This is a genomic window from Bacteroides thetaiotaomicron VPI-5482, from assembly GCF_000011065.1.
GTDB classification, from domain to species: Bacteria; Bacteroidota; Bacteroidia; order Bacteroidales; family Bacteroidaceae; genus Bacteroides; species Bacteroides thetaiotaomicron.
The window spans coordinates 4,978,372-5,002,004 of sequence record NC_004663.1; the positions used below are offsets into that span (position 1 = coordinate 4,978,372).

General features: G+C 41.3%; 18 protein-coding genes, 2 tRNA genes and 3 rRNA genes. 21 read left to right on the forward strand and 2 right to left on the reverse strand.

Annotated features, from left to right (window positions below):
- Window positions 1–23: 23 nt before the first annotated feature.
- The 15 genes from BT_RS19295 (at window position 24) to der (ending at window position 14,627) form a co-directional block, all read left to right on the forward strand.
- A complete protein-coding gene (locus tag BT_RS19295; protein WP_011108991.1) occupies window positions 24–1,676 on the forward strand; it encodes a tetratricopeptide repeat protein in 1,653 nt (550 codons plus the stop codon).
- 288 nt (window positions 1,677–1,964) lie between these two features.
- The gene (locus tag BT_RS19300) at window positions 1,965–2,315 is read left to right on the forward strand and encodes a DUF3244 domain-containing protein (RefSeq protein WP_011108992.1); all 351 of its coding nucleotides are present in this window, start codon (window positions 1,965–1,967) and stop codon (window positions 2,313–2,315) included.
- 191 nt (window positions 2,316–2,506) lie between these two features.
- Entirely contained in the window at window positions 2,507–2,719 is a 213-nt protein-coding gene (locus BT_RS19305; protein ID WP_008762761.1) for a hypothetical protein, read from the forward strand.
- A gap of 61 nt (window positions 2,720–2,780) precedes the next feature.
- Window positions 2,781–3,392 (forward strand): tail fiber domain-containing protein, encoded by a 612-nt coding sequence (locus BT_RS19310; RefSeq protein WP_011108993.1) that lies wholly within the window; start codon window positions 2,781–2,783, stop codon window positions 3,390–3,392.
- A gap of 7 nt (window positions 3,393–3,399) precedes the next feature.
- The gene (locus BT_RS19315) at window positions 3,400–4,185 is read left to right on the forward strand and encodes a class I SAM-dependent methyltransferase (RefSeq protein WP_008764105.1); all 786 of its coding nucleotides are present in this window, start codon (window positions 3,400–3,402) and stop codon (window positions 4,183–4,185) included.
- A gap of 872 nt (window positions 4,186–5,057) precedes the next feature.
- A 16S ribosomal RNA gene (locus tag BT_RS19320) occupies window positions 5,058–6,587 on the forward strand.
- Window positions 6,588–6,748: 161 nt separating this feature from the next.
- A tRNA-Ile gene (locus tag BT_RS19325) sits at window positions 6,749–6,822 on the forward strand.
- Between the two features lie 54 nt (window positions 6,823–6,876).
- Window positions 6,877–6,950, forward strand: a tRNA-Ala gene (locus tag BT_RS19330).
- 162 nt (window positions 6,951–7,112) lie between these two features.
- Window positions 7,113–9,992 (forward strand): 23S ribosomal RNA (locus tag BT_RS19335).
- 117 nt (window positions 9,993–10,109) lie between these two features.
- A 5S ribosomal RNA gene (rrf, locus tag BT_RS19345) occupies window positions 10,110–10,220 on the forward strand.
- Together the 16S, 23S and 5S rRNA genes with 2 tRNA genes alongside form the textbook arrangement of a ribosomal RNA operon.
- Before the next feature lie 207 nt (window positions 10,221–10,427).
- Entirely contained in the window at window positions 10,428–11,006 is a 579-nt protein-coding gene (locus tag BT_RS19350) for a YceD family protein (protein WP_008764107.1), read from the forward strand.
- Window positions 11,007–11,018: 12 nt separating this feature from the next.
- Complete coding sequence (gene rpmF, locus BT_RS19355; protein ID WP_002562387.1) at window positions 11,019–11,204, forward strand: 50S ribosomal protein L32; 186 nt, start codon at window positions 11,019–11,021, stop codon at window positions 11,202–11,204.
- An 86-nt stretch (window positions 11,205–11,290) separates the two neighbouring features.
- Complete coding sequence (locus BT_RS19360; protein ID WP_008760764.1) at window positions 11,291–12,298, forward strand: beta-ketoacyl-ACP synthase III; 1,008 nt, start codon at window positions 11,291–11,293, stop codon at window positions 12,296–12,298.
- A gap of 85 nt (window positions 12,299–12,383) precedes the next feature.
- Window positions 12,384–13,265: a GTPase Era gene (era, locus tag BT_RS19365; RefSeq protein WP_008760765.1), complete on the forward strand. Its 882-nt coding sequence runs from the start codon at window positions 12,384–12,386 to the stop codon at window positions 13,263–13,265.
- Window positions 13,266–13,313: 48 nt separating this feature from the next.
- Window positions 13,314–14,627 (forward strand): ribosome biogenesis GTPase Der, encoded by a 1,314-nt coding sequence (der, locus tag BT_RS19370; RefSeq protein WP_008760766.1) that lies wholly within the window; start codon window positions 13,314–13,316, stop codon window positions 14,625–14,627.
- Window positions 14,628–14,704: 77 nt separating this feature from the next.
- Here the strand turns inward: der and lptB are convergent, their stop codons facing one another.
- Complete coding sequence (gene lptB, locus BT_RS19375; protein ID WP_008760767.1) at window positions 14,705–15,472, reverse strand: LPS export ABC transporter ATP-binding protein; 768 nt, start codon at window positions 15,470–15,472, stop codon at window positions 14,705–14,707.
- A 75-nt stretch (window positions 15,473–15,547) separates the two neighbouring features.
- Here lptB and BT_RS19380 point away from each other — a divergent pair, with 75 nt between their 5' ends.
- Both BT_RS19380 and BT_RS19385 read left to right on the forward strand, forming a co-directional pair.
- The gene (locus BT_RS19380; RefSeq protein WP_008764108.1) at window positions 15,548–16,291 is read left to right on the forward strand and encodes an MlaE family ABC transporter permease; all 744 of its coding nucleotides are present in this window, start codon (window positions 15,548–15,550) and stop codon (window positions 16,289–16,291) included.
- Complete coding sequence (locus BT_RS19385; protein ID WP_008764109.1) at window positions 16,288–17,058, forward strand: ABC transporter ATP-binding protein; 771 nt, start codon at window positions 16,288–16,290, stop codon at window positions 17,056–17,058. The genes BT_RS19380 and BT_RS19385 overlap by 4 nt, the downstream gene beginning before the upstream one ends.
- 88 nt (window positions 17,059–17,146) lie before the next feature.
- On the opposite strand, the gene BT_RS19390 is transcribed toward BT_RS19385, so the two are convergent.
- Window positions 17,147–17,392, reverse strand: coding sequence for an RNA recognition motif domain-containing protein (locus BT_RS19390; protein ID WP_004297160.1), 246 nt, complete (start codon window positions 17,390–17,392; stop codon window positions 17,147–17,149).
- A 398-nt stretch (window positions 17,393–17,790) separates the two neighbouring features.
- Between BT_RS19390 and tig the strand changes: the two genes are divergently transcribed.
- From tig to recQ, 4 genes are all read left to right on the forward strand, one after another.
- The gene (tig, locus tag BT_RS19395; RefSeq protein WP_008764110.1) at window positions 17,791–19,146 is read left to right on the forward strand and encodes a trigger factor; all 1,356 of its coding nucleotides are present in this window, start codon (window positions 17,791–17,793) and stop codon (window positions 19,144–19,146) included.
- 143 nt (window positions 19,147–19,289) lie between these two features.
- On the forward strand, window positions 19,290–19,952 hold the full coding sequence (clpP, locus tag BT_RS19400; RefSeq protein ID WP_004297164.1) for an ATP-dependent Clp endopeptidase proteolytic subunit ClpP: 663 nt from the start codon (window positions 19,290–19,292) through the stop codon (window positions 19,950–19,952).
- A 2-nt stretch (window positions 19,953–19,954) separates the two neighbouring features.
- A complete protein-coding gene (gene clpX / locus BT_RS19405) occupies window positions 19,955–21,199 on the forward strand; it encodes an ATP-dependent Clp protease ATP-binding subunit ClpX (RefSeq protein ID WP_008764111.1) in 1,245 nt (414 codons plus the stop codon).
- A 169-nt stretch (window positions 21,200–21,368) separates the two neighbouring features.
- The gene (recQ, locus tag BT_RS19410) at window positions 21,369–23,549 is read left to right on the forward strand and encodes a DNA helicase RecQ (protein ID WP_008764112.1); all 2,181 of its coding nucleotides are present in this window, start codon (window positions 21,369–21,371) and stop codon (window positions 23,547–23,549) included.
- The last annotated feature ends 84 nt before the right edge of the window (window positions 23,550–23,633 follow it).

A 23,633-nucleotide genomic window follows, 5' to 3' on the forward strand; every position in this document is an offset into this window, starting at 1 on the left:
TTCATATAAGCAAAACTATAATAATGAAACATTTATCATATGTGTTAACACTAGTGCTAATATTTTTTGTAGCTTGTAGACGGCAACAATCAGTGTCTACTCCGTTAAATGCTGCAGAGCGAATACTCAAAGACAATCCGGATAGTGCTTTTCGTATTATACAAAGTATTCCTTATCCTGATAAACTGGATAAGGAAGATTTAGTGCGTTGGTGCTTGATAGCTGGTAAAGCTGCTGACAAATTGAATACGTCTCTTCCTCCTTCTTACTATTTCGATCATGCATATTCTTGGCTGATTAAATATGGAATAACTAAAGATCAAGTAGATATAGGGTTGTTTTGGGGGCGCTCTCTAGTGGCTGATGGGGAATATGATAAGGCAATGAGCATTTATGCAGAAGTATTGGCAATCGCAAAAGAGAAAGAACTATATAATGAAGCAGGCTATATATGTACGTATATAGCTGATCTATATGATTTTAGGGATATGCAAAAGGAGGCCAGACATCAATATGAAGAAGCTCAAGGACTGTTTAAGAAAGCGGGAAATATCAAAAGTCATGTATTTGCTTTACAAAATATAGCTCGTGAATGGGCCTTTTTCGATTCTCTGGAATGTGCTTTAAAATATATGGGAATAGCGGATTCTATTGCCCAGCAGTTGAATGATAATGAGGTTAGCTCTTCTCTAGATAATGCTTTTGGTAACATTTATTTGGCCTTGAACCAATACTCTAAAGCAGAATATCATTTCCTTAAATCAACATCTTTGGATAAAGAAAATGAATTGTATAATACAAACTGTCTGATCAAGCTATATCTGCAAGTAGGTGATATTTTAAAAGCTCGTGAGCTTTTGTATACACTACCTTTAGATAGCTCTGAATATGAATATGGTATAGAGCGGGCTTTTTATCGGGTAACTAAAGCGGAAGGTAGCTATAAAGAAGCACTTAAACATTTAGAAACATGTGAATCCATTAGTGACTCTATTACTATACTACAGAATAATACAAAAATACTGGAAGTAGAAAAGAAATTTAATAATTTGAGGCTTAAAGAAAAGAATCATCAATTGGAACTCACTCAGCAAAAGTATATGATTATAATTTGTATATGTTTGATTTTTGGTATAGCTATCACATTACTCTATTTGCTGTACAGGCAAAAAACCAAAAATGAAATGAATAAGCAAGCCCTTGAGTTGAATAATATAAAACTAGAGTTGGCTAATGCCTTTATAGAGTTGGATAAAAAGAAAAATCAATTAGTGGTTTCGCAAAAAGAGAATGAAAGTAGTCAAAGTCGATTAGAAAATGAAATTAAAAACTTAACCTCTAATTATAAGAAATTGCAGCGAAGAAGAATTGTTACGTCAATAATTTTTAGAAAATTAGTGAATATCGCTGAACGTAGTACGAATTGCAATGAACCATTACTAACGGAGCAATTATGGTTCTCTATTGTTTCTGAAATAACAGAAACTTATCCGAATTTAAAAATGTATTTATTAGAACGATACCCAAATTTATCAAGTCAGGAATGGGAATATTGTTGTTTATGCATGTTTAATTTTGATTCGAAAACCGAAGCTAGATTGCTTGGTATTAATCCTAGTTCAGTTTCTACAAAGCGATTAAGATTCAGACAAAAATTGGGAATCTCTGCTTTATAGGAAGAAGCTAACTTGTGTGAGTACCTGATTAACGAGCTTTTAAAATAATCCTATTTAAGTAGTTCTTTTCTGAATAAGGCAATGCATGCTGCTATATTGATAGTGGCATGCACTTTTTTTATTTTAATGCTCTGAAAGTCCCCTTGAAATAGTGAATGTATACTATATGTCTATGTTGTTTTTATAAGTTGTTGATAATCAAGTTCTGCCTGTCTATTTTGATATTGTTTTGAATATAACAAACGAATCATCTATCCCCTATATTTGCAAAAAACAAAATTAATAAATATGAAAAAGTTTGAGCTTGTATTATTAGTGATGTTATTAATACATAGTTTTTCAGTTATGATTGAAGCTAAACAGCATGTTAAAACTAAAAGTGATTGGGTTATACAAAGAACTCCTGTTGACCCCGAATGGCTTAAAGTGTATGTGGATGATGAAAGCAAAAGGCTCTGTCTTAATTTTAAAGACAGTTTTGCTCATATAATTATTGAGGTAAAAGATATCGAAAAACAAATCGTATATCCGTCTATAATATTCCCTGTTGCGGCAGGAGAGTATACTCTTTATTTAGGTGATCCAGCCGAATTGCGCGATGAGTTGTATATGTACACCACGAGTACAGCGGTTGTATGAAAGAAAGAACTTTAAGGATTGATATATAGATATTTCAGAAGGAATAGTATTATCAATGCAATAATTATTTAAATCTAAAGTTATGAGAGCAAACACAATGTCTAATTTAAGGATAAGACTACCTACATTTAGGTGAGATACTAATCTTTATCAAGTAATTTTTTGACACTTAATGTTTAATTTGAATAGTCATGAGAAAGTTATTTATGTTATTTTCTTTTTCTATGATGATTCTCTGTGGATGTACGGACGAATCGGAGGAAGTAAATACGAACAATGAAACTACTACTGGTATAACTACTAGGGCGGTTGGTGTGGTTGTATGGGAAGCTCAACCTGGCACTGTAGATATTCCTTTTGGACAAGCTGTAACCATAGGATTGGATGGCTCAGTAACAAAATGATGTCTAAGGGATATGTGCCTTTATTTATATCGAAAGGTTATTAATTAAAACTTGTAATATTATGAAATCATTATTTTTTAAAAGTATACTCTTAGTGGTATTCTTGGCTGTTGCAGTTCTTGCAAATGCACAAATTAAGTATTATTCGAATGGTAAATTAACTATTGGCAATACCGAACCTTATTCATTTTATCATACGACGTTTAGTGGAAACGGAATATATATGAAATGTAATGCTAGTAACTTCTTTCAAATTGATTGTAGCCCGGCTGCAACTCGATTGGCTAGTCATTATGATCAAGTTGTTTTCTATAATACAGCATCCGGAGTATATAATAGTATTCAGGTGAAAAATGTATATAACTATTCTGATGCTAGAGCAAAAATTAATATTAATCCATTAGGTTATGGTTTAAATGTTCTGTCTAAACTGAATGCTGTAAGTTATGATTTCAAAGATAAGAATGAACCGGCAGCTGCTGCTTTTCGAGTAGGTGGAGATGGTAAAGAAATTGGGTTGTTGGCTCAGGAAGTTGAGAAAGTTCTTCCGAATATAGTATTGACTGACCCGGATGGGAATAAACTAATTAGTTATACAGCAATTATTCCTATAATGATACAATCAATCAAGGAATTAAAAGCAGAAGTTGAGGCTTTGAAAGCAAATAAATAGATCGACTATGCAGCAAAGACATATAGATAGATATTCCTATTTTAATGAACTTGCAATAACTTCTCGAGACTTTTATATTGATTATCTCGAGAAGTTTGTTGCTATAAAAAGAGGTATGAATATATTGGAGATAGGGTGTGGGGAAGGAGGAAATTTGTTACCATTTGCCGAAAAAGAATGCAATGTAACAGGAATAGATCGTTCCGAAGAACGAATCTCTCAGGCAATTAGTTATTTTAAACTTTTAGGTTTTAATGGGCGGTTTATTTATTCTGATTTTTTTGATTTTAGTTCTGAAGAGGATATGAATAAATATGATATAATTTTGATACATGACGTTATAGAACATATAGATAAATGTCGGAAAGTTGAATTTATACTTCATGCTAAAGAGTTTCTGTCTGAAACAGGTATAATCTTTTGGGGATTTCCTGCTTGGCAAATGCCGTTTGGTGGACATCAACAAATATGCCGTAATGGATTTTGTTCTAAAATGCCATTTATTCATCTTTTACCTTTATCTGTGTACAATAAAATTCTATTTATTTTTGGTGAAAATGATTCATGTATTAAAGAATTGTTGAATATAAAAGCTGCGGGGCTGTCTATAGAGCATTTTGAAAGCATAATAAAAGAAAGTAATGGCAGAATTGTAGACCGAATTTTGTGGTTTATTAATCCCCATTATAAGCAAAAGTTTAAATTAAAACCGCGCAAACTTATGCCAATACTTAGTTCTATTCGATATATTCGAAATTATTTTTCTACTTCCTGTTTCTACATAACTAAATGATTGTATCTTATAAAGAATTGGGGTTTCATATGTCCAGAGGGCGAACGAAGCCCTATTTTGTTTTAAGACATGCAACAAGCTGTGTGACTACTCATGACAGCTACTTTCAACTTCCAGAGCTCCCCTCTACTGTATCTATCCTGTGTTTTATATAACAGACTATTTCATGAATCTGATATTTCCTCTTCATTTCCCTGATGTATACGCCCGCGCTCACTCACCTAACGCGCGTGTGAATATAATAATGTGCATGCCTTTCCTCTATTCCTCCTGTATCCGAGAAAAATATGTTCTATAACATCCTTATGATTCAACACTTTAGCGAGTCTTTTCAAAAATAATTCAAAAAAAGAGTGATTTAAGTTTGGAGTATATTTGAAAAGGGGCTACTTTTGCACCCGCTTTCCAAGAGAAGAAAGCCTTGATAAATTGACTTAGTGTAAAAGCAAGTGTCTGCTTAACCATAAGAACAAAAAAACTTCCGATAAAGTTTGGAAGATAAAGCTAAAAGTTCTTATCTTTGCAGTCCGATTCGCAAAGAAAAGGTGTTACGCTTTTCTTCTTTACCTTCTTTCCCTTTCGCTAAGAGAGCCTGAAAAACGATAGAAAAAGAAAAACGAAAAAAAAACTTCCGAAAATATTTGGTAGTTAAAATAAAACCTCTTACCTTTGCACCCGCTTTTAAAACGAAAGCAAGATGTTCTTTGAAATATTGATAAACAATACAAGTAGTACAAGAAAAAAATAGAACCGTCAATACTTGTCTTATATGTAGTAATATGTATGAGTCATAAGGTATTAATGAAGTCAATAAATTGTACGGCATCCTGAACAGAGCAAAAATCAGCTTTATGCTGACTAACAATACTTTTACAATGAAGAGTTTGATCCTGGCTCAGGATGAACGCTAGCTACAGGCTTAACACATGCAAGTCGAGGGGCAGCATTTCAGTTTGCTTGCAAACTGGAGATGGCGACCGGCGCACGGGTGAGTAACACGTATCCAACCTGCCGATAACTCGGGGATAGCCTTTCGAAAGAAAGATTAATACCCGATGGTATAATCAGACCGCATGGTCTTGTTATTAAAGAATTTCGGTTATCGATGGGGATGCGTTCCATTAGGCAGTTGGTGAGGTAACGGCTCACCAAACCTTCGATGGATAGGGGTTCTGAGAGGAAGGTCCCCCACATTGGAACTGAGACACGGTCCAAACTCCTACGGGAGGCAGCAGTGAGGAATATTGGTCAATGGGCGCAGGCCTGAACCAGCCAAGTAGCGTGAAGGATGACTGCCCTATGGGTTGTAAACTTCTTTTATATGGGAATAAAGTTTTCCACGTGTGGAATTTTGTATGTACCATATGAATAAGGATCGGCTAACTCCGTGCCAGCAGCCGCGGTAATACGGAGGATCCGAGCGTTATCCGGATTTATTGGGTTTAAAGGGAGCGTAGGTGGACAGTTAAGTCAGTTGTGAAAGTTTGCGGCTCAACCGTAAAATTGCAGTTGATACTGGCTGTCTTGAGTACAGTAGAGGTGGGCGGAATTCGTGGTGTAGCGGTGAAATGCTTAGATATCACGAAGAACTCCGATTGCGAAGGCAGCTCACTGGACTGCAACTGACACTGATGCTCGAAAGTGTGGGTATCAAACAGGATTAGATACCCTGGTAGTCCACACAGTAAACGATGAATACTCGCTGTTTGCGATATACAGTAAGCGGCCAAGCGAAAGCATTAAGTATTCCACCTGGGGAGTACGCCGGCAACGGGTGAAACTCAAAGGAATTGACGGGGGCCCGTACAAGCGGAGGAACATGTGGTTTAATTCGATGATACGCGAGGAACCTTACCCGGGCTTAAATTGCATTTGAATATATTGGAAACAGTATAGCCGTAAGGCAAATGTGAAGGTGCTGCATGGTTGTCGTCAGCTCGTGCCGTGAGGTGTCGGCTTAAGTGCCATAACGAGCGCAACCCTTATCTTTAGTTACTAACAGGTCATGCTGAGGACTCTAGAGAGACTGCCGTCGTAAGATGTGAGGAAGGTGGGGATGACGTCAAATCAGCACGGCCCTTACGTCCGGGGCTACACACGTGTTACAATGGGGGGTACAGAAGGCAGCTACCTGGTGACAGGATGCTAATCCCAAAAGCCTCTCTCAGTTCGGATCGAAGTCTGCAACCCGACTTCGTCAAGCTGGATTCGCTAGTAATCGCGCATCAGCCATGGCGCGGTGAATACGTTCCCGGGCCTTGTACACACCGCCCGTCAAGCCATGAAAGCCGGGGGTACCTGAAGTACGTAACCGCAAGGAGCGTCCTAGGGTAAAACTGGTAATTGGGGCTAAGTCGTAACAAGGTAGCCGTACCGGAAGGTGCGGCTGGAACACCTCCTTTCTGGAGCGATGTCGTAACAACGATTTCATAGGTTCTATTATTGTACTACTGGTACTTGTTTATTTATAACATATAGATCAACCATCTATAGAAGTATAGATAGAGATAAACAAGAGAAAAGAAAGAAGCCGAGTCTAACATCAGGTAGACAAGGTTGAACTAGTCCTATAGCTCAGTTGGTTAGAGCGCTACACTGATAATGTAGAGGTCGGCAGTTCAACTCTGCCTGGGACTACTCCGAACAAAAATTGTCGTTGTCAATTCATTATTGCAATGTTCAATTACTCTTGGGGGATTAGCTCAGCTGGCTAGAGCATCTGCCTTGCACGCAGAGGGTCAACGGTTCGAATCCGTTATTCTCCACAGTCTCTGAAAAGAGAAACGATCTTTGACATGATGTACAAAAAGTAAAATTTAGTAAAGAGCTAAAAGTATATATCGAACCGTACGTTTTAAGTACAACACTATTAAGTACTTTGGGTTAATACCTGATACTTAATACCTGATACTTAAAAGTAAGTTTGAAAGAAAGTAAGCAAGGGCGCATGGCGGATGCCTTGGCTCTCGGAGGCGATGAAGGACGTGATAAGCTGCGATAAGCTCTGGGTAGGTGCAAATAACCTTTGATCCAGAGATTTCCGAATGGGACAACCCGGCATTCTGAAGGAATGTCATCCATCTTTGATGGAAGCTAACGCAGGGAACTGAAACATCTTAGTACCTGTAGGAAAAGAAAATAATAATGATTCCCCTAGTAGTGGCGAGCGAACGGGGAATAGCCCAAACCACCCATGTTACGGCATGTGTGGGGTTGTAGGACCACGATGTCGCAAGACATTTGATGAGTAGAATCCTCTGGAAAGTTGAACCATAGACGGTGATAGTCCGGTATACGAAGTCAAATTAAGCGTAGTGGTATCCTGAGTAGCGCGGGACACGAGAAATCTTGCGTGAATCTGCCGGGACCATCCGGTAAGGCTAAATACTCCCGAGAGACCGATAGCGAACCAGTACTGTGAAGGAAAGGTGAAAAGCACTTCGAATAGAAGAGTGAAATAGTCCCTGAAACCGTGCGCCTACAAGCGGTCGGAGCTGCTTAAGCAGTGACGGCGTGCCTTTTGCATAATGAACCTACGAGTTACTTTTTCCGGCAAGGTTAAGCATCTTGAGATGTGCAGCCGAAGCGAAAGCGAGTCTGAACAGGGCGTCGAGTCGGAAGGAGTAGACGCGAAACCAAGTGATCTACCCTTGGTCAGGTTGAAGGTTAGGTAACACTAACTGGAGGACCGAACCGATAAGCGTTGAAAAGCTTCCGGATGAACTGAGGGTGGGGGTGAAAGGCTAATCAAACTTGGAGATAGCTCGTACTCCCCGAAATGCATTTAGGTGCAGCCTTGTGAGTTACTAATGTGAGGTAGAGCGACTGATAAGATGCGAGGGCTTCACCGCCTATCAAGTCTTGATAAACTCCGAATGCGCATTAGTTCTATCACAGGAGTGAGGGCATGGGTGCTAAGGTCCATGTCCTAAAGGAGAAGAATCCAGACCATCAGCTAAGGTCCCCAAATAAACACTAAGTTGAACTAACGAAGTCAGATTGCTAAGACAGCTAGGATGTTGGCTTGGAAGCAGCCATTCATTTAAAGAGTGCGTAACAGCTCACTAGTCGAGGAGTTTGGCGTGGATAATAATCGGGCATTAAGTGTTTTACCGAAGCTATGGGATCAGTAATGATCGGTAGGGGAGCATTCCACTCTGCGTCGAAGGTGAAGCGTGAGCTTTGCTGGAGCGTGTGGAAAAGCAAATGTAGGTATAAGTAACGATAAAGGGGGTGAGAAACCCCCTCGCCGAAAGACTAAGGTTTCCTGATCAACGCTAATCGGATCAGGGTTAGTCGGGTCCTAAGGCTCAGCCGAACGGTGAGGCCGATGGCAGAACAGGTTAATATTCCTGTACTACCTTAAGGAGTGACGTGGAGACGGAGCAGTGACAGCGCCGCGGACTGACGGAATAGTCCGTTGAAGGGTGTAGATGTTGATCATCCCAGGCAAATCCGGGATGAGAGTCGAACCTGATAGTATGGAGCGTTCTTCGGAACAATCCAATAGTGCGTGTAAGCATACTCCCAAGAAAATCCGCTAAACTTAATCCTTAAGGTACCCGTACCGCAAACGGACACACGTAGTCGGGTTGAATATACTAAGGCGCTTGAGTGATTCACGGTTAAGGAACTAGGCAAATTGACCCTGTAACTTCGGGATAAAGGGTCCCAACGAGAGTTGGGCGCAGAGAATAGGTCCAGGCAACTGTTTAACAAAAACACAGGGCTGTGCCAAATTGAAAGATTACGTATACAGCCTGACACCTGCCCGGTGCTGGAAGGTTAAGAGGAGATGTCATCGCAAGAGAAGCATTGAATTGAAGCCCCAGTAAACGGCGGCCGTAACTATAACGGTCCTAAGGTAGCGAAATTCCTTGTCGGGTAAGTTCCGACCTGCACGAATGGTGTAATGATCTGGACACTGTCTCAACCGTGAGCTCAGTGAAATTGTAGTATCGGTGAAGATGCCGATTACCCGCGATGGGACGAAAAGACCCCGTGAACCTTTACTATAGCTTAACATTGAATTTGGGTAATTGATGTGTAGGATAGGCCGGAGACTTTGAAGCAGGTACGCCAGTATTTGTGGAGTCGCTGTTGAAATACGGCCCTTTGATTATTTGAGTTCTAACTCGTAGTTGCGAGGACACTGTTTGGTGGGTAGTTTGACTGGGGTGGTCGCCTCCAAAATAGTAACGGAGGCTTCTAAAGGTGCCCTCAGGACGATTGGTAACCGTCCGTAGAGTGTAATGGCATAAGGGCGCTTGACTGGGAGACTAACAAGTCGATCAGGTAGGAAACTAGAGCATAGTGATCCGGTGTTTCCGTATGGAAGGGACATCGCTCAAAGGATAAAAGGTACTCCGGGGATAACAGGCTGATCCCTCCCAAGAGCTCATATCGACGGAGGGGTTTGGCACCTCGATGTCGGCTCGTCACATCCTGGGGCTGGAGAAGGTCCCAAGGGTTGGGCTGTTCGCCCATTAAAGTGGCACGCGAGCTGGGTTCAGAACGTCGTGAGACAGTTCGGTCTCTATCTATCGTGGGCGTATGAAATTTGCGTGGCTCTGACACTAGTACGAGAGGACCGTGTTGGACTGACCGCTGGTTTACCAGTTGTGCCGCCAGGTGCATTGCTGGGTATCTAAGTCGGGATTGGATAAGTGCTGAAAGCATCTAAGTACGAAGCCAGCCACAAGATTAGATTTCTTAGGGTCGTTAAAGACGATGACGTTGATAGGATGCAGGTGTAAAGGTGGTAACATCAAAGCCGAGCATTACTAATTGCCCGTTCACTTTCTTTCGGACGGTGCGGATCGCGATATATACGTTTAGCGAGCGTATCAGTAAGTTCATTCATTTGACTCTGATATCTTACTTAAGTTTTACTTTTCATCATGTCATAACCTTATTGAATTTATTCAGGTGGTTATAGCACGAGGGTTCCACCTCTTCCCATTCCGAACAGAGAAGTTAAGCCTCGTCACGCCGATGGTACTGCGTAACAGTGGGAGAGTAGGTAGCCGCCGTTTTTAGAGAAGCCCTTCAGGTAGAAATACCAGAAGGGCTTTATTGTTTTTTGTCCTTCTGAAATTTGTGACATCATTTTTAACAGCAATAATCCTCATAATACCTATTAAAAAAGTGAATATTTACTGGTAATTTGTATGTTATGAGGATATTTATTTGTATCTTTGTCGCCCGAATTGTAATCTAACGATTTAAAAAAGAGAGAAGCTTTGGGAAAGTTTGATAAATACAAAATTGATTTGAAAGGCATGCAAACAGACTCTGCTAAGTATGAGTTTGTTTTGGATAACCTTTACTTCGCCCACATTGATGGTCCTGAAGTTCAGAAAGGAAAAGTAAATGTTACTTTGACTGTGAAAAGAACCTCTCGTGCTTTCGAACTGAGCTTTCAGACAGACGGTATAGTATGGGTACCATGCGACCGTTGCCTGGACGAAATGGAGCTACAGATCACTTCGTCTGACAAACTGATGGTGAAGTTTGGACATGAATATGCAGAGGAAGGCGACAACCTGATTGTGATCCCTGAAGAAGAGGGAGAAATCAATGTTGCATGGTTCATGTATGAATTCGTTGCACTCTCTATCCCAATGAAGCATGTACACGCTCCGGGTAAGTGCAACAAAGCTGTTACTAGCAAGTTGAGCAAGCATCTCAAAACAGATGCTAATGAAGATAGCGATGAAGTCTTCGACACAGGTGGAGATGATATCGTAGTTGCGGAGGAAATGGAGGAACAAATTGATCCCCGTTGGAATGAATTAAAAAAAATATTAGATAATAATTAAAGTTTTAAGAAAATGGCACATCCTAAGAGAAGACAATCAAAAACAAGAACAGCAAAGAGAAGAACTCATGATAAGGCAGTAGCTCCTACATTGGCTATTTGTCCGAATTGCGGAGAATGGCATGTTTATCACACTGTATGTGGCGCATGTGGTTACTACAGAGGTAAGCTCGCTATCGAAAAAGAAGCAGCTGTATAATTAGTACAGTATACTCAAGACAGCCGAGGGGGAAAACTCTCCGGCTGCTTTAAGTATTATAGTATCGCTAATTTAAAATAGGTTTGATGGAAAAAATAAATGCAGTAATCACAGGAGTTGGAGGATATGTACCCGATTATATCTTGACTAATGAAGAGATATCAAAAATGGTAGATACCAACGATGAATGGATTATGACTCGTATTGGAGTAAAGGAAAGACATATTCTGAATGAGGAAGGATTAGGTAGCTCATACATGGCACGCAAAGCTGCCAAGCAGTTGATGAAGAAGACTGGAGCCAATCCTGACGATATCGATTTGGTTATTGTTGCTACTACTACTCCTGACTATCACTTCCCTTCTACAGCTTCTATTCTTTGCGATAAACTCGGACTGAAAAACGCATTTGCTTTCGATTTGCAGGCCGCTTGTTGCGGTTTCCTGTATTTGATGGAAACAGCTGCTAATTTCATTCGTTCGGGAAGATATAAGAAAATTATCATTGTCGGTGCCGATAAGATGTCGTCAATGGTTAACTATACAGATCGTGCTACATGCCCTATCTTTGGTGACGGCGCCGCTGCTTTTATGATGGAGCCCACTACGGAAGATTTAGGTGTTATGGATTCGATACTGAGAACTGATGGTAAAGGCTTGCCTTTCCTCCATATGAAAGCTGGTGGTTCGGTTTGTCCTCCGTCTTATTTCACTGTAGACAATAAAATGCACTATCTGCACCAGGAAGGAAGAACAGTGTTCAAATACGCGGTTTCAAGTATGTCGGATGTATCGGCTGCAATTGCAGAAAAGAATGGTCTGACCAAAGATACTATTAACTGGGTGGTTCCCCACCAGGCAAATGTACGTATCATTGAAGCTGTGGCTCATCGCATGGAACTCCCGATGGATAAAGTGCTGGTGAACATTGAACATTATGGTAACACAAGTGCCGCTACGCTTCCTCTGTGTATCTGGGATTTTGAAGATAAACTAAAGAAAGGTGATAACATTATATTTACAGCATTCGGCGCCGGATTTACATGGGGTGCGGTTTATGTAAAATGGGGTTATGACGGAAAAAAGGAATCGTAACGTAAGTTACTGAATTATAACACAAAAAACGCATCCTATTTCGATTCGATGCGTTTTTTTGTCTCAACCAATAAAATAAAGAGAAATGCATAAAGCAGGTTTTGTAAACATCGTAGGGAATCCGAATGTCGGAAAGTCGACATTGATGAATGCTTTGGTGGGAGAACGTATATCAATTGCTACCTTCAAAGCGCAGACTACCCGTCACCGAATTATGGGAATTTATAATACGGATGATATGCAGATTGTTTTTTCTGACACTCCGGGAGTATTGAAACCTAACTATAAGTTGCAGGAGTCGATGCTGAACTTCTCAACTTCTGCACTGACAGATGCGGATGTACTGCTTTATGTGACTGACGTGGTGGAGACGCCCGATAAGAATAATGAGTTTATGGGAAAGGTGCGTCAGATGACGGTTCCTGTCCTGTTGCTTATCAACAAAATAGACCTTACGGATCAGGAGAAGCTGATCAAACTGGTCGAAGAGTGGAAGGAACTGCTTCCGCAGGCTGAGATTATTCCTATTTCTGCCGCATCTAAGTTTAATGTAGACTATGTGATGAAGCGTATTCAGGAACTGTTGCCTGATTCTCCTCCTTATTTCGGCAAAGATCAGTGGACGGATAAGCCTGCCCGCTTCTTTGTGAATGAGATTATCCGTGAAAAGATTCTGCTATATTATGATAAGGAAATCCCCTATTCGGTGGAAGTAGTAGTGGAAGAATTTAAAGAGGAAGCGAAAAAAATACATATCCGGGCAGTGATTTATGTGGAACGTGATTCACAAAAAGGAATCATTATCGGCAAGCAGGGAAAAGCATTGAAAAAAGTAGCTACCGAAGCACGCCGGGAATTGGAACGTTTCTTTGGAAAGACGATTTTCCTGGAAACTTATGTGAAGGTTGATAAAGATTGGCGTAGTTCGGATAAGGAACTGCGGAACTTTGGTTATCAGTTAGATTAAGAGTATTCATGCGACTGGGATAGTCGTGAAAAAACAAGGTATTGAGCTATGAATAATTTAGTTGCAATTGTAGGACGCCCTAATGTGGGCAAGTCTACCTTATTTAACCGTCTGACGAAAACTCGTCAGGCAATTGTGAATGAAGAAGCGGGTACAACCCGTGACAGACAGTATGGCAAGTCCGAATGGCTGGGCCGTGAGTTCTCCGTGGTAGATACCGGCGGATGGGTAGTGAACTCTGACGATATCTTTGAAGAGGAAATCCGGAAGCAAGTATTGCTGGCTGTGGAGGAAGCAGACGTTATTCTGTTTGTAGTGGATGTGATGAACGGAGTGACTGACCTGGATATGCAGGTTGCGACTATCTTGCGACGTGCTAACAGCCCGGTGATTATGGTTGCCAATAAGACAGATAATAATGAATTACAATATAACGCTCCTGAGTTTTATAAATTAGGATTGGGCGATCCGTATTGTATCTCTGCTATCACCGGAAGTGGTACAGGTGATTTGATGGACTTGATCGTCAGCAAATTCAATAAAGAGACTTCGGAAATTCTGGATGATGATATTCCCCGCTTTGCTGTGGTAGGACGCCCGAATGCGGGAAAATCCTCTATCGTAAACGCGTTTATCGGAGAAGACCGTAACATTGTAACGGAGATCGCCGGAACAACCCGTGACTCTATTTATACTCGTTACAATAAATTCGGATTTGATTTTTATCTGGTAGATACAGCCGGTATCCGTAAAAAGAATAAGGTGAACGAGGATCTGGAATACTATTCGGTAGTCCGTTCGATTCGTTCGATTGAAAATGCGGATGTCTGTATTTTGATGCTCGATGCTACAAGAGGCGTTGAAAGTCAGGATTTGAATATTCTTTCTTTGATTCAGAAAAATCAGAAGGGACTGGTAGTCGTGATTAATAAGTGGGACCTGATAGAGGATAAAACAGCGAAAATGATGAAGGAGTTTGAAGCGACTATCCGTTCACGTTTTGCTCCCTTTGTGGATTTCCCGATTATATTTGCTTCTGCATTGACCAAACAGCGTATCCTGAAAGTGCTTGAAGAAGCCCGCAACGTGTATGAAAACCGTACGACGAAGATACCGACTGCCCGTCTGAACGAAGAGATGCTTCCGCTGATTGAGGCATATCCGCCTCCATCCAATAAAGGTAAATATATCAAGATTAAATATATCACGCAGTTGCCGAATACACAAGTGCCTTCATTTGTGTACTTCGCCAATTTGCCGCAGTATGTGAAGGAACCGTACAAACGTTTCCTGGAAAACAAAATGCGTGAGAAGTGGAACCTGACCGGTACACCGATCAATATTTATATCCGACAGAAGTAAAAGGTATATTCGTATGAATAAAAAGAAATCGCCCGGCAATATTCCATTGCCGGGCGATTTCTTTTTATTTAAGAGGATTATTCGTCTTTATTTAACTGGAAGTCCTTACGGCGCAAAACGAAACTGTTACTCAGGTATTTTTCACGCACAATCTTGTTTTCTGCCAATTCTTCCGGTGTTCCCTGAAACAGGATCTTGCCTTCGAACAGCAGATAAGCGCGGTCAGTGATACTTAATGTTTCCTGCACATTGTGGTCGGTAATCAGGATACCGATGTTTTTATCCTTCAGCTTCCACACAATCTGCTGAATATCTTCTACTGCGATAGGGTCGACTCCGGCAAACGGTTCATCGAGCATAATGAACTTCGGGTCGATGGCAAGACAACGGGCGATTTCAGTACGACGGCGTTCACCTCCGGACAACTGGTTACCCTTGTTCTTGCGTACCTTCTGAAGGCGGAACTCGGCAATCAGACTTTCGAGCTTGTCTTTTTGATAATCTTTGGGCTTATTGGTCATTTCGAGTACGGAAGCGATATTGTCTTCTACACTCATCTGACGGAATACGGAGGCTTCCTGTGCAAGGTATCCGATACCTGTCTGCGCCCGTTTGTATACTGGAAACTTGGTTATCTCAAGGTCGTCGAGAAAGATTCGTCCTTCATTAGGAGTAATCAGTCCTACGGTCATATAGAATGAAGTCGTCTTACCGGCACCGTTCGGTCCCAGCAAACCCACAATTTCACCTTGCTTCACGTCGATGGATACATGGCTTACAACGGTTCGTTTACCGTACTTTTTAACCAGGTCTTCCGTGCGAAGCACCATCTTGCTTTCTTCCATATTCTAGTTATTTTGCGGCAAATGTAGTAAAAATAAGCTGAAATAATGTACATTTGCAGACAAATAGTGTGAGTTATGATAAAAGCATTGAGAACTGTCGGACGATATATCATACTGATGGGACGTACTTTTTCCCGTCCCGAGCGTATGCGTATGTTTTTCCGGCAATACCTTAACGAGATGGAGCAACTGGGTGTGAACTCCATCGGCATCGTGTTGTTGATTTCGTTTTTCATCGGCGCGGTGATTACTATTCAGATTAAATTGAATATTGAAAGTCCATGGATGCCTCGCTGGACAGTGGGATATGTGACACGTGAAATTATGTTGCTGGAGTTCTCCTCTTCTATTATGTGTTTGATTCTGGCGGGAAAGGTCGGCTCGAACATTGCTTCGGAACTGGGAACAATGCGGGTGACGCAGCAGATTGACGCACTCGAAATAATGGGTATTAATTCCGCCAATTATCTGATACTACCCAAAATAACGGCCATGGTAACTGTGATCCCTGTGTTGGTGACGTTTAGTATTTTTGCCGGTATTATCGGTGCTTTTTGTACCTGTTGGTTTGCCGGTGTGATGAATGCGGTCGATCTGGAATATGGACTGCAGTATATGTTTGTCGAATGGTTTATCTGGGCGGGTATCATAAAATCCCTTTTCTTTGCCTTTATTATTGCAAGTGTTTCTGCCTTTTTCGGCTATACGGTAGATGGTGGTTCCATTGCTGTAGGAAAGGCTTCTACGGATGCTGTGGTAAGCAGTAGTGTGTTGATTCTGTTTGCAGATTTGGTATTAACTAAACTTTTGATGGGATGATTGATATTAGAGGACTTTATAAATCATTTGAAGATAAAACGGTATTGAGTAATATCAATGCGTCTTTTGAGAATGGAAAGACAAACCTGATTATCGGTCAGAGCGGCTCTGGTAAAACGGTCTTGATGAAATGTATCGTAGGCTTGCTTACTCCCGAAAAAGGAGAAGTGCTGTATGACGGACGTAACCTTGTCTTGATGGGGAAGAAGGAGAAAAAGATGCTTCGCAAGGAGATGGGGATGATTTTCCAGAGTGCGGCGCTTTTTGACTCCATGTCGGTGCTGGATAATGTAATGTTCCCGCTGAATATGTTTAGCAACGATACACTGCGTGACCGTACCAAGCGTGCCATGTTCTGTCTGGAACGTGTGAATCTGACTGAGGCGAAAGATAAATTTCCGGGTGAAATCAGTGGCGGTATGCAGAAGCGTGTGGCTATTGCCCGTGCTATCGCATTGAATCCGCAGTACCTGTTCTGTGATGAACCGAACTCCGGGCTGGACCCCAAAACGTCATTAGTTATTGATGACCTGATTCATGACATCACTCAGGAGTATAATATGACGACTATTATCAATACCCATGACATGAACTCTGTGCTGGGAATCGGTGAGAAAGTGATTTATATTTATGAAGGACATAAGGAATGGGAAGGGACGAAAGATGATATTTTCACTTCTACCAATGAACGGCTGAATAACTTTATCTTTGCTTCGGACCTGCTTCGTAAAGTGAAGGATATGGAAGTGCAGAATATGGAAGGCTGACGGAAAAGTAAATAGAAGGACATAAAAAAACTTCTGTCATCAGGTGGCAGAAGTTTCTTTTTTTTCTTAGCTATATTAGCGTCGGCAATTAAGCTCTGGGTCTAGCTTCTTTAACTACCATTGTACGGCCCATGTACTCTGCACCGTTCAATTCTGCGATTGCTTTAGCAGCTGCTGCATCGTCTTCCATTTCGATGAAAGCAAATCCTTTGGATTTACCGGTTTCACGATCCATAACTACTTTAACTGATGATACTGCTCCGTAATCTTCCATCACTTGTTGCAGATCTCCTTCCTTAACACGGTAGTTAAGGTTTCCAACATAAATGTTCATAATGAAAATGATAAAAAAATAAATAAATGAATAAAACTCTCTGGATAGATGGTTACTAATAAAAAGATTAAAACGACAGAGAGTTTACAAATGCGTTTTCGAAACAGAAGTAAAAACCTTGTAATCAAATCGAGAAACTAATGGTCCATCAATCCGCAGCAAAGAAAAGAATAATTTTTGGATTGACCATCTTTTTCTTACTTTTATTTGCAGGCAACGAGAAAAAAACAAGGATGCGTGGCTAGTGAACCGCTGCCTGTCATGCAATTGTCATTTGTATATTCCAAAATAGATGCGAAATAAATCTGCAATGTCTTTTGAAAATTGAAAGATTAGCACTAATTTTGCACCCTCGTTTGAGTTAGAACAAAGTATAAATCAAATAAATAATTGTCAGAATGAACGTTTCATTACAAAACATTGACAAAGTAAGCGCACAGCTTACTGTGAAGCTTGAGAAAGCCGACTATCAGGAAAAAGTAGACAAATCGTTGAAATCATTCCGTCAGAAGGCACAGATGCCGGGATTCCGTAAAGGAATGGTTCCGATGAGCCTGGTTAAGAAGATGTATGGTAAATCAGTGATTGCAGAAGAAGTGAATAAGGTACTGCAAGAAGCTGTTTACAACTATATTAAAGAAAATAAGGTGAACATGCTGGGCGAACCGTTGCCTAACGAAGAAAAACAGCAGGTTATCGACTTCGATACAATGGAAGAATTCGAGTTTGTGTTCGATATCGCTCTGGCACCTGAATTCAAAGCTGAAGTAAGCGCTAAAGATAAAGTAGATTACTATACGATCGAAGTATCGGATGAAATGATCGAAAACCAGGTGAAGATGTATACTCAGCGCACCGGTAAATACGACAAAGTAGACGTTTACGAAGATAACGACATGCTGAAAGGTCTGTTGGCTCAGCTGGACGAAGAAGGTAATACGAAAGAAGGCGGTATTCAGGTAGAAGGTGCTGTATTAATGCCTTCTTATATGAAGAACGACGATCAGAAAGCTATCTTTGCTAATGCAAAAGTAAATGACGTATTGGTATTCAACCCGAATGTTGCTTACGACGGACACGCTGCTGAACTCGGCTCTCTGTTGAAGATCGACAAGGAAATCGCTAAGGATGTGAAGTCTGACTTCAGCTTCCAGGTAGAAGAAATCACTCGTTTCGTACCGGGTGAACTGACTCAGGAAGTATTTGACCAGGCATTTGGTGAAGGTGTAGTGAAGACTGAAGAAGAATTCCGCGCTAAGATCAAAGAAGAAATCGCAGCAAGATTTGTTGCTGACAGCGATTATAAATTCCTGATCGACATTCGTAAAGTGATGATGGACAAAGTAGGTAAGCTGGAATTCTCTGATGCATTGCTGAAACGTATCATGTTGCTGAACAACGAAGAAAAAGGCGAAGAATATGTAGCCGAAAACTACGATAAGAGCATTGAAGAACTGACTTGGCACCTGATCAAGGAACAGCTGGTAGAGGCAAACGATATTAAGGTAGAGCAGGAAGATGTGCTGAAGATGGCGAAAGAAACTACCAAAGCACAGTTCGCTCAATACGGAATGTTGTCTGTACCCGAAGATGTGCTTGATAACTATGCACAGGAAATGTTGAAGAAGAAAGATACTATCAACAACCTGGTAAGCCGCGTAGTGGAAGTGAAGCTGGCTGCAGCTTTGAAAGCTCAGGTAACTTTGGAGAACAAGAACGTTTCTATGGAAGAATTCAATAAAATGTTTGAATAATCGTTCGGTTGAATAGAACATAAAGTCACAGAAACACAGAGTTTTTATAAAATTATAACTCTGTGTTTTTTTGTGTCTCTGTGTTCTTTTTCGTTTCTTTGCACTTACGTTTATTATAAATTTAATTAGAAAGGAACAATAACATGGATGATTTTAGAAAATACGCAACCAAGCATTTAGGAATGAATGGCATGGTGCTGGACGATGTGATTAAATCGCAAGCCGGGTATTTGAATCCCTATATTCTCGAAGAGAGACAGCTGAATGTAACTCAGCTCGATGTATTCTCCCGACTGATGATGGATCGCATTATTTTTCTGGGTACACAAGTAGATGACTATACGGCAAACACGCTTCAGGCGCAGCTGCTCTATCTGGACTCTGTAGACCCGGGCAAGGATATCTCTATCTATATCAATTCTCCGGGCGGTAGTGTGTATGCCGGACTGGGTATTTACGATACCATGCAGTTTATTTCAAGTGATGTTGCTACTATCTGTACAGGTATGGCTGCTTCGATGGCTGCCGTATTGCTGGTAGCCGGTGCCGAAGGCAAACGCTCTGCATTGCCGCATTCACGCGTGATGATTCACCAACCGATGGGCGGTGCGCAGGGACAGGCTTCGGATATTGAAATCACAGCCCGTGAAATTCAGAAATTGAAGAAAGAACTTTATACGATCATCGCCGATCATTCGCACACTGACTTTGATAAGGTATGGGCCGATTCGGACCGTGATTACTGGATGACAGCTCAGGAAGCGAAAGAATACGGAATGATTGATGAAGTATTGATTAAAAAATAAAAATGGCTGATTCAAAGACAAAGAAAAAGTGTAGCTTCTGTGGTCGGTCGGAGAATGAAGTAGGATTCCTGATCACAGGAATGAACGGCTATATCTGCGACAGCTGCGCTACTCAGGCTTATGAGATTACTCAGGAAGCCCTGGGCGAAGGCAGAAAAAGGGCGGGAGCTACCAAACTCAACTTAAAAGAACTGCCCAAACCGGTAGAAATAAAGAAATTCCTCGACCAGTACGTAATCGGACAGGACGATGCGAAACGCTTTCTTTCTGTATCAGTTTACAACCATTACAAGCGTCTTTTGCAGAAAGACAGCGGTGATGATGTGGAAATTGAAAAATCAAACATTATCATGGTGGGTAGTACCGGAACCGGAAAAACATTGCTGGCACGTACTATTGCCAAGTTGCTTCATGTCCCGTTTACGATTGTAGACGCTACGGTATTGACGGAAGCCGGTTATGTCGGTGAAGATATTGAAAGTATTCTGACCCGTTTGCTTCAGGTGGCAGATTATAATGTGCCGGAGGCTGAGCAAGGAATTGTGTTTATCGATGAGATAGACAAGATTGCCCGCAAAGGAGACAATCCTTCTATCACCCGCGACGTAAGTGGAGAGGGTGTGCAGCAAGGTTTGCTGAAATTGCTTGAGGGATCGGTGGTGAACGTTCCTCCCCAGGGAGGCCGTAAGCATCCCGACCAGAAAATGATTCCGGTGAATACCAAGAATATTCTCTTTATCTGTGGTGGTGCTTTCGATGGTATTGAAAAGAAAATCGCCCAACGGCTGAATACGCATGTGGTAGGATATACCGCATCGCAGAAAACAGCAGTGATCGATAAGAATAATATGATGCAGTACATTGCTCCTCAGGATTTGAAGTCATTCGGCCTGATTCCCGAAATAATCGGTCGTCTTCCGGTGCTGACTTATCTGAATCCGCTGGACCGCAATGCACTCCGTGCTATTCTTACCGAGCCGAAAAACTCTATCATCAAGCAATATATCAAGTTGTTTGAAATGGATGGTATCAAGCTGACATTTGAAGATTCTGTTTTCGAATATATCGTTGACAAGGCTGTAGAATATAAGTTAGGTGCCCGTGGATTGCGTTCTATTGTGGAAACAATCATGATGGATGTCATGTTTGAAATCCCTTCAGAGAGCAAAAAAGAGTATAAGGTAACGCTGGATTATGCAAAACAACAGCTGGAAAAAGCGAATATGGCAAGGCTGCAAATTGCTTAATATCAAATAGTAAGGCTACTGAAAATGATTGTTTCTGTTTTTTCTTGAAAATATTAGTCGTATTTTGCTTGGTAATTACGAAGTTGTTTATAACTTTGTTTGGCTCTCTTGCAATGGAGGGCTTTACTTAAAGTTAAACCATGAACTGAATAAAACAACCTAAGTTAAGATGGCAGGGAAGATTAATTTAACAGATGAACTGAAAAAGTATTTCGGATTTAATAAGTTCAAGGGAAACCAGGAAGCAATCATTCAGAACTTGCTTGATGGTAAAGATACCTTTGTGCTAATGCCTACCGGTGGCGGAAAATCTTTATGCTATCAGTTACCTTCGCTCTTGATGGAAGGTACGGCAATTGTTATTTCTCCGCTCATTGCGTTGATGAAGAATCAGGTGGATGCAATGCGTAATTTCAGTGAAGAGGATGGCATCGCCCATTTTATAAATTCTTCATTAAATAAAGGCGCAATAGACCAAGTAAGGTCTGACATCCTTGCCGGAAAAACAAAATTGCTATATGTGGCTCCTGAGTCATTGACAAAGGAAGAAAACGTAGATTTTTTGCGTTCGGTGAAAATTTCGTTCTATGCGGTAGACGAAGCTCATTGTATTTCCGAATGGGGGCATGACTTCCGTCCGGAGTATCGGCGAATTCGTCCGATCATTAACGAAATAGGGAAAGCTCCCTTGATTGCGCTTACTGCAACAGCAACACCGAAGGTACAGCACGATATCCAGAAAAATCTGGGGATGGTGGATGCACAGGTTTTCAAATCCTCGTTCAACCGTCCGAATCTTTATTATGAGGTACGCGCAAAGACCAATAATATTGATAAAGATATTATCAAGTTCATCAAGAACAATTCGGAAAAGTCGGGCATTATCTATTGCCTGAGCCGGAAGAAAGTAGAGGAACTTGCTGAAATTCTTCAGGCAAACGGAATAAACGCGCGTCCTTATCATGCAGGTATGGACTCAATGACGAGAACGAAAAACCAGGATGATTTCCTGATGGAAAAGGTGGAAGTGATTGTGGCTACCATCGCTTTTGGTATGGGAATTGACAAGCCGGATGTACGGTTTGTGATCCATTATGATATCCCGAAGAGTCTGGAAGGGTATTATCAGGAGACAGGACGTGCCGGCAGAGACGGCGGCGAAGGCCAGTGCCTGACCTTTTATACAAACAAAGACTTGCAGAAACTGGAAAAGTTCATGCAAGGAAAACCTGTGGCAGAACAGGAAATTGGCAAGCAGCTTCTGTTGGAAACCGCTGCTTATGCCGAATCTTCCGTGTGTCGGCGTAAGACATTGCTGCACTATTTCGGTGAAGAATATACGGAAGAAAATTGTGGAAATTGTGACAACTGTTTAAACCCTAAAAAACAAGTGGAGGCTCAAGAGTTATTATGTGCCGTGATTGAAGCGATTATCGCGGTGAAAGAAAATTTTAAGGCAGATTATATCATAGACATACTACAAGGTAGAGAAACGTCGGAAGTACAGGCTCACCTACACGAAGATCTCGAAGTGTTCGGTTCGGGTATGGGAGAAGAAGACAAAACATGGAATGCAGTGATCCGACAAGCTTTGATTGGCGGTTACTTGAGCAAAGATGTGGAGAATTATGGTCTCCTGAAAGTGACGGAAGAAGGGCATAAGTTCCTGAAGAAGCCAAAATCGTTCAAGATTACTGAAGATAATGATTTTGAAGAAACGGAAGAAGAAGTACCTGCACGTGGCGGTGGCTCTTGTGCGGTAGACCCGGCTCTTTATTCAATGCTGAAGGACCTACGGAAGAAGCTGTCCAAGAAACTGGAAGTTCCTCCTTATGTCATTTTCCAGGATCCGTCTTTGGAAGCGATGGCTACCATCTATCCGGTGACATTGGATGAACTGCAGAATATTCCGGGCGTAGGTGCCGGAAAGGCGAAACGCTATGGTGAAGAGTTCTGTAAGCTGATCAAACGTCATTGCGAAGAGAATGAAATCGAACGTCCGGAAGATTTACGTGTACGTACGGTTGCCAATAAATCAAAGATGAAAGTGGCTATTATTCAGGCTATCGACCGTAAAGTGGCGCTGGACGATATCGCTCTTTCCAAAGGAATCGAGTTTGGTGAACTGCTGGATGAAGTGGAAGCAATCGTTTACTCCGGAACTAAACTGAATATCGACTACTTCCTGGAAGAAATTATGGATGAAGATCATATGCTCGATATCTATGATTACTTCAAGGAATCTACGACAGACAAGATTGATGATGCTCTTGACGAACTGGGCGATGAATTTACCGAAGAGGAAGTCCGACTGGTGAGAATCAAGTTCATCTCTGAAATGGCTAATTAAAAAAGCGAAAAAAATAGGCGTGCAGGTATGCTGTTTTGAATAAAAACCGTATATTTGCACGCAATAAATTTTTAAACGCACAGC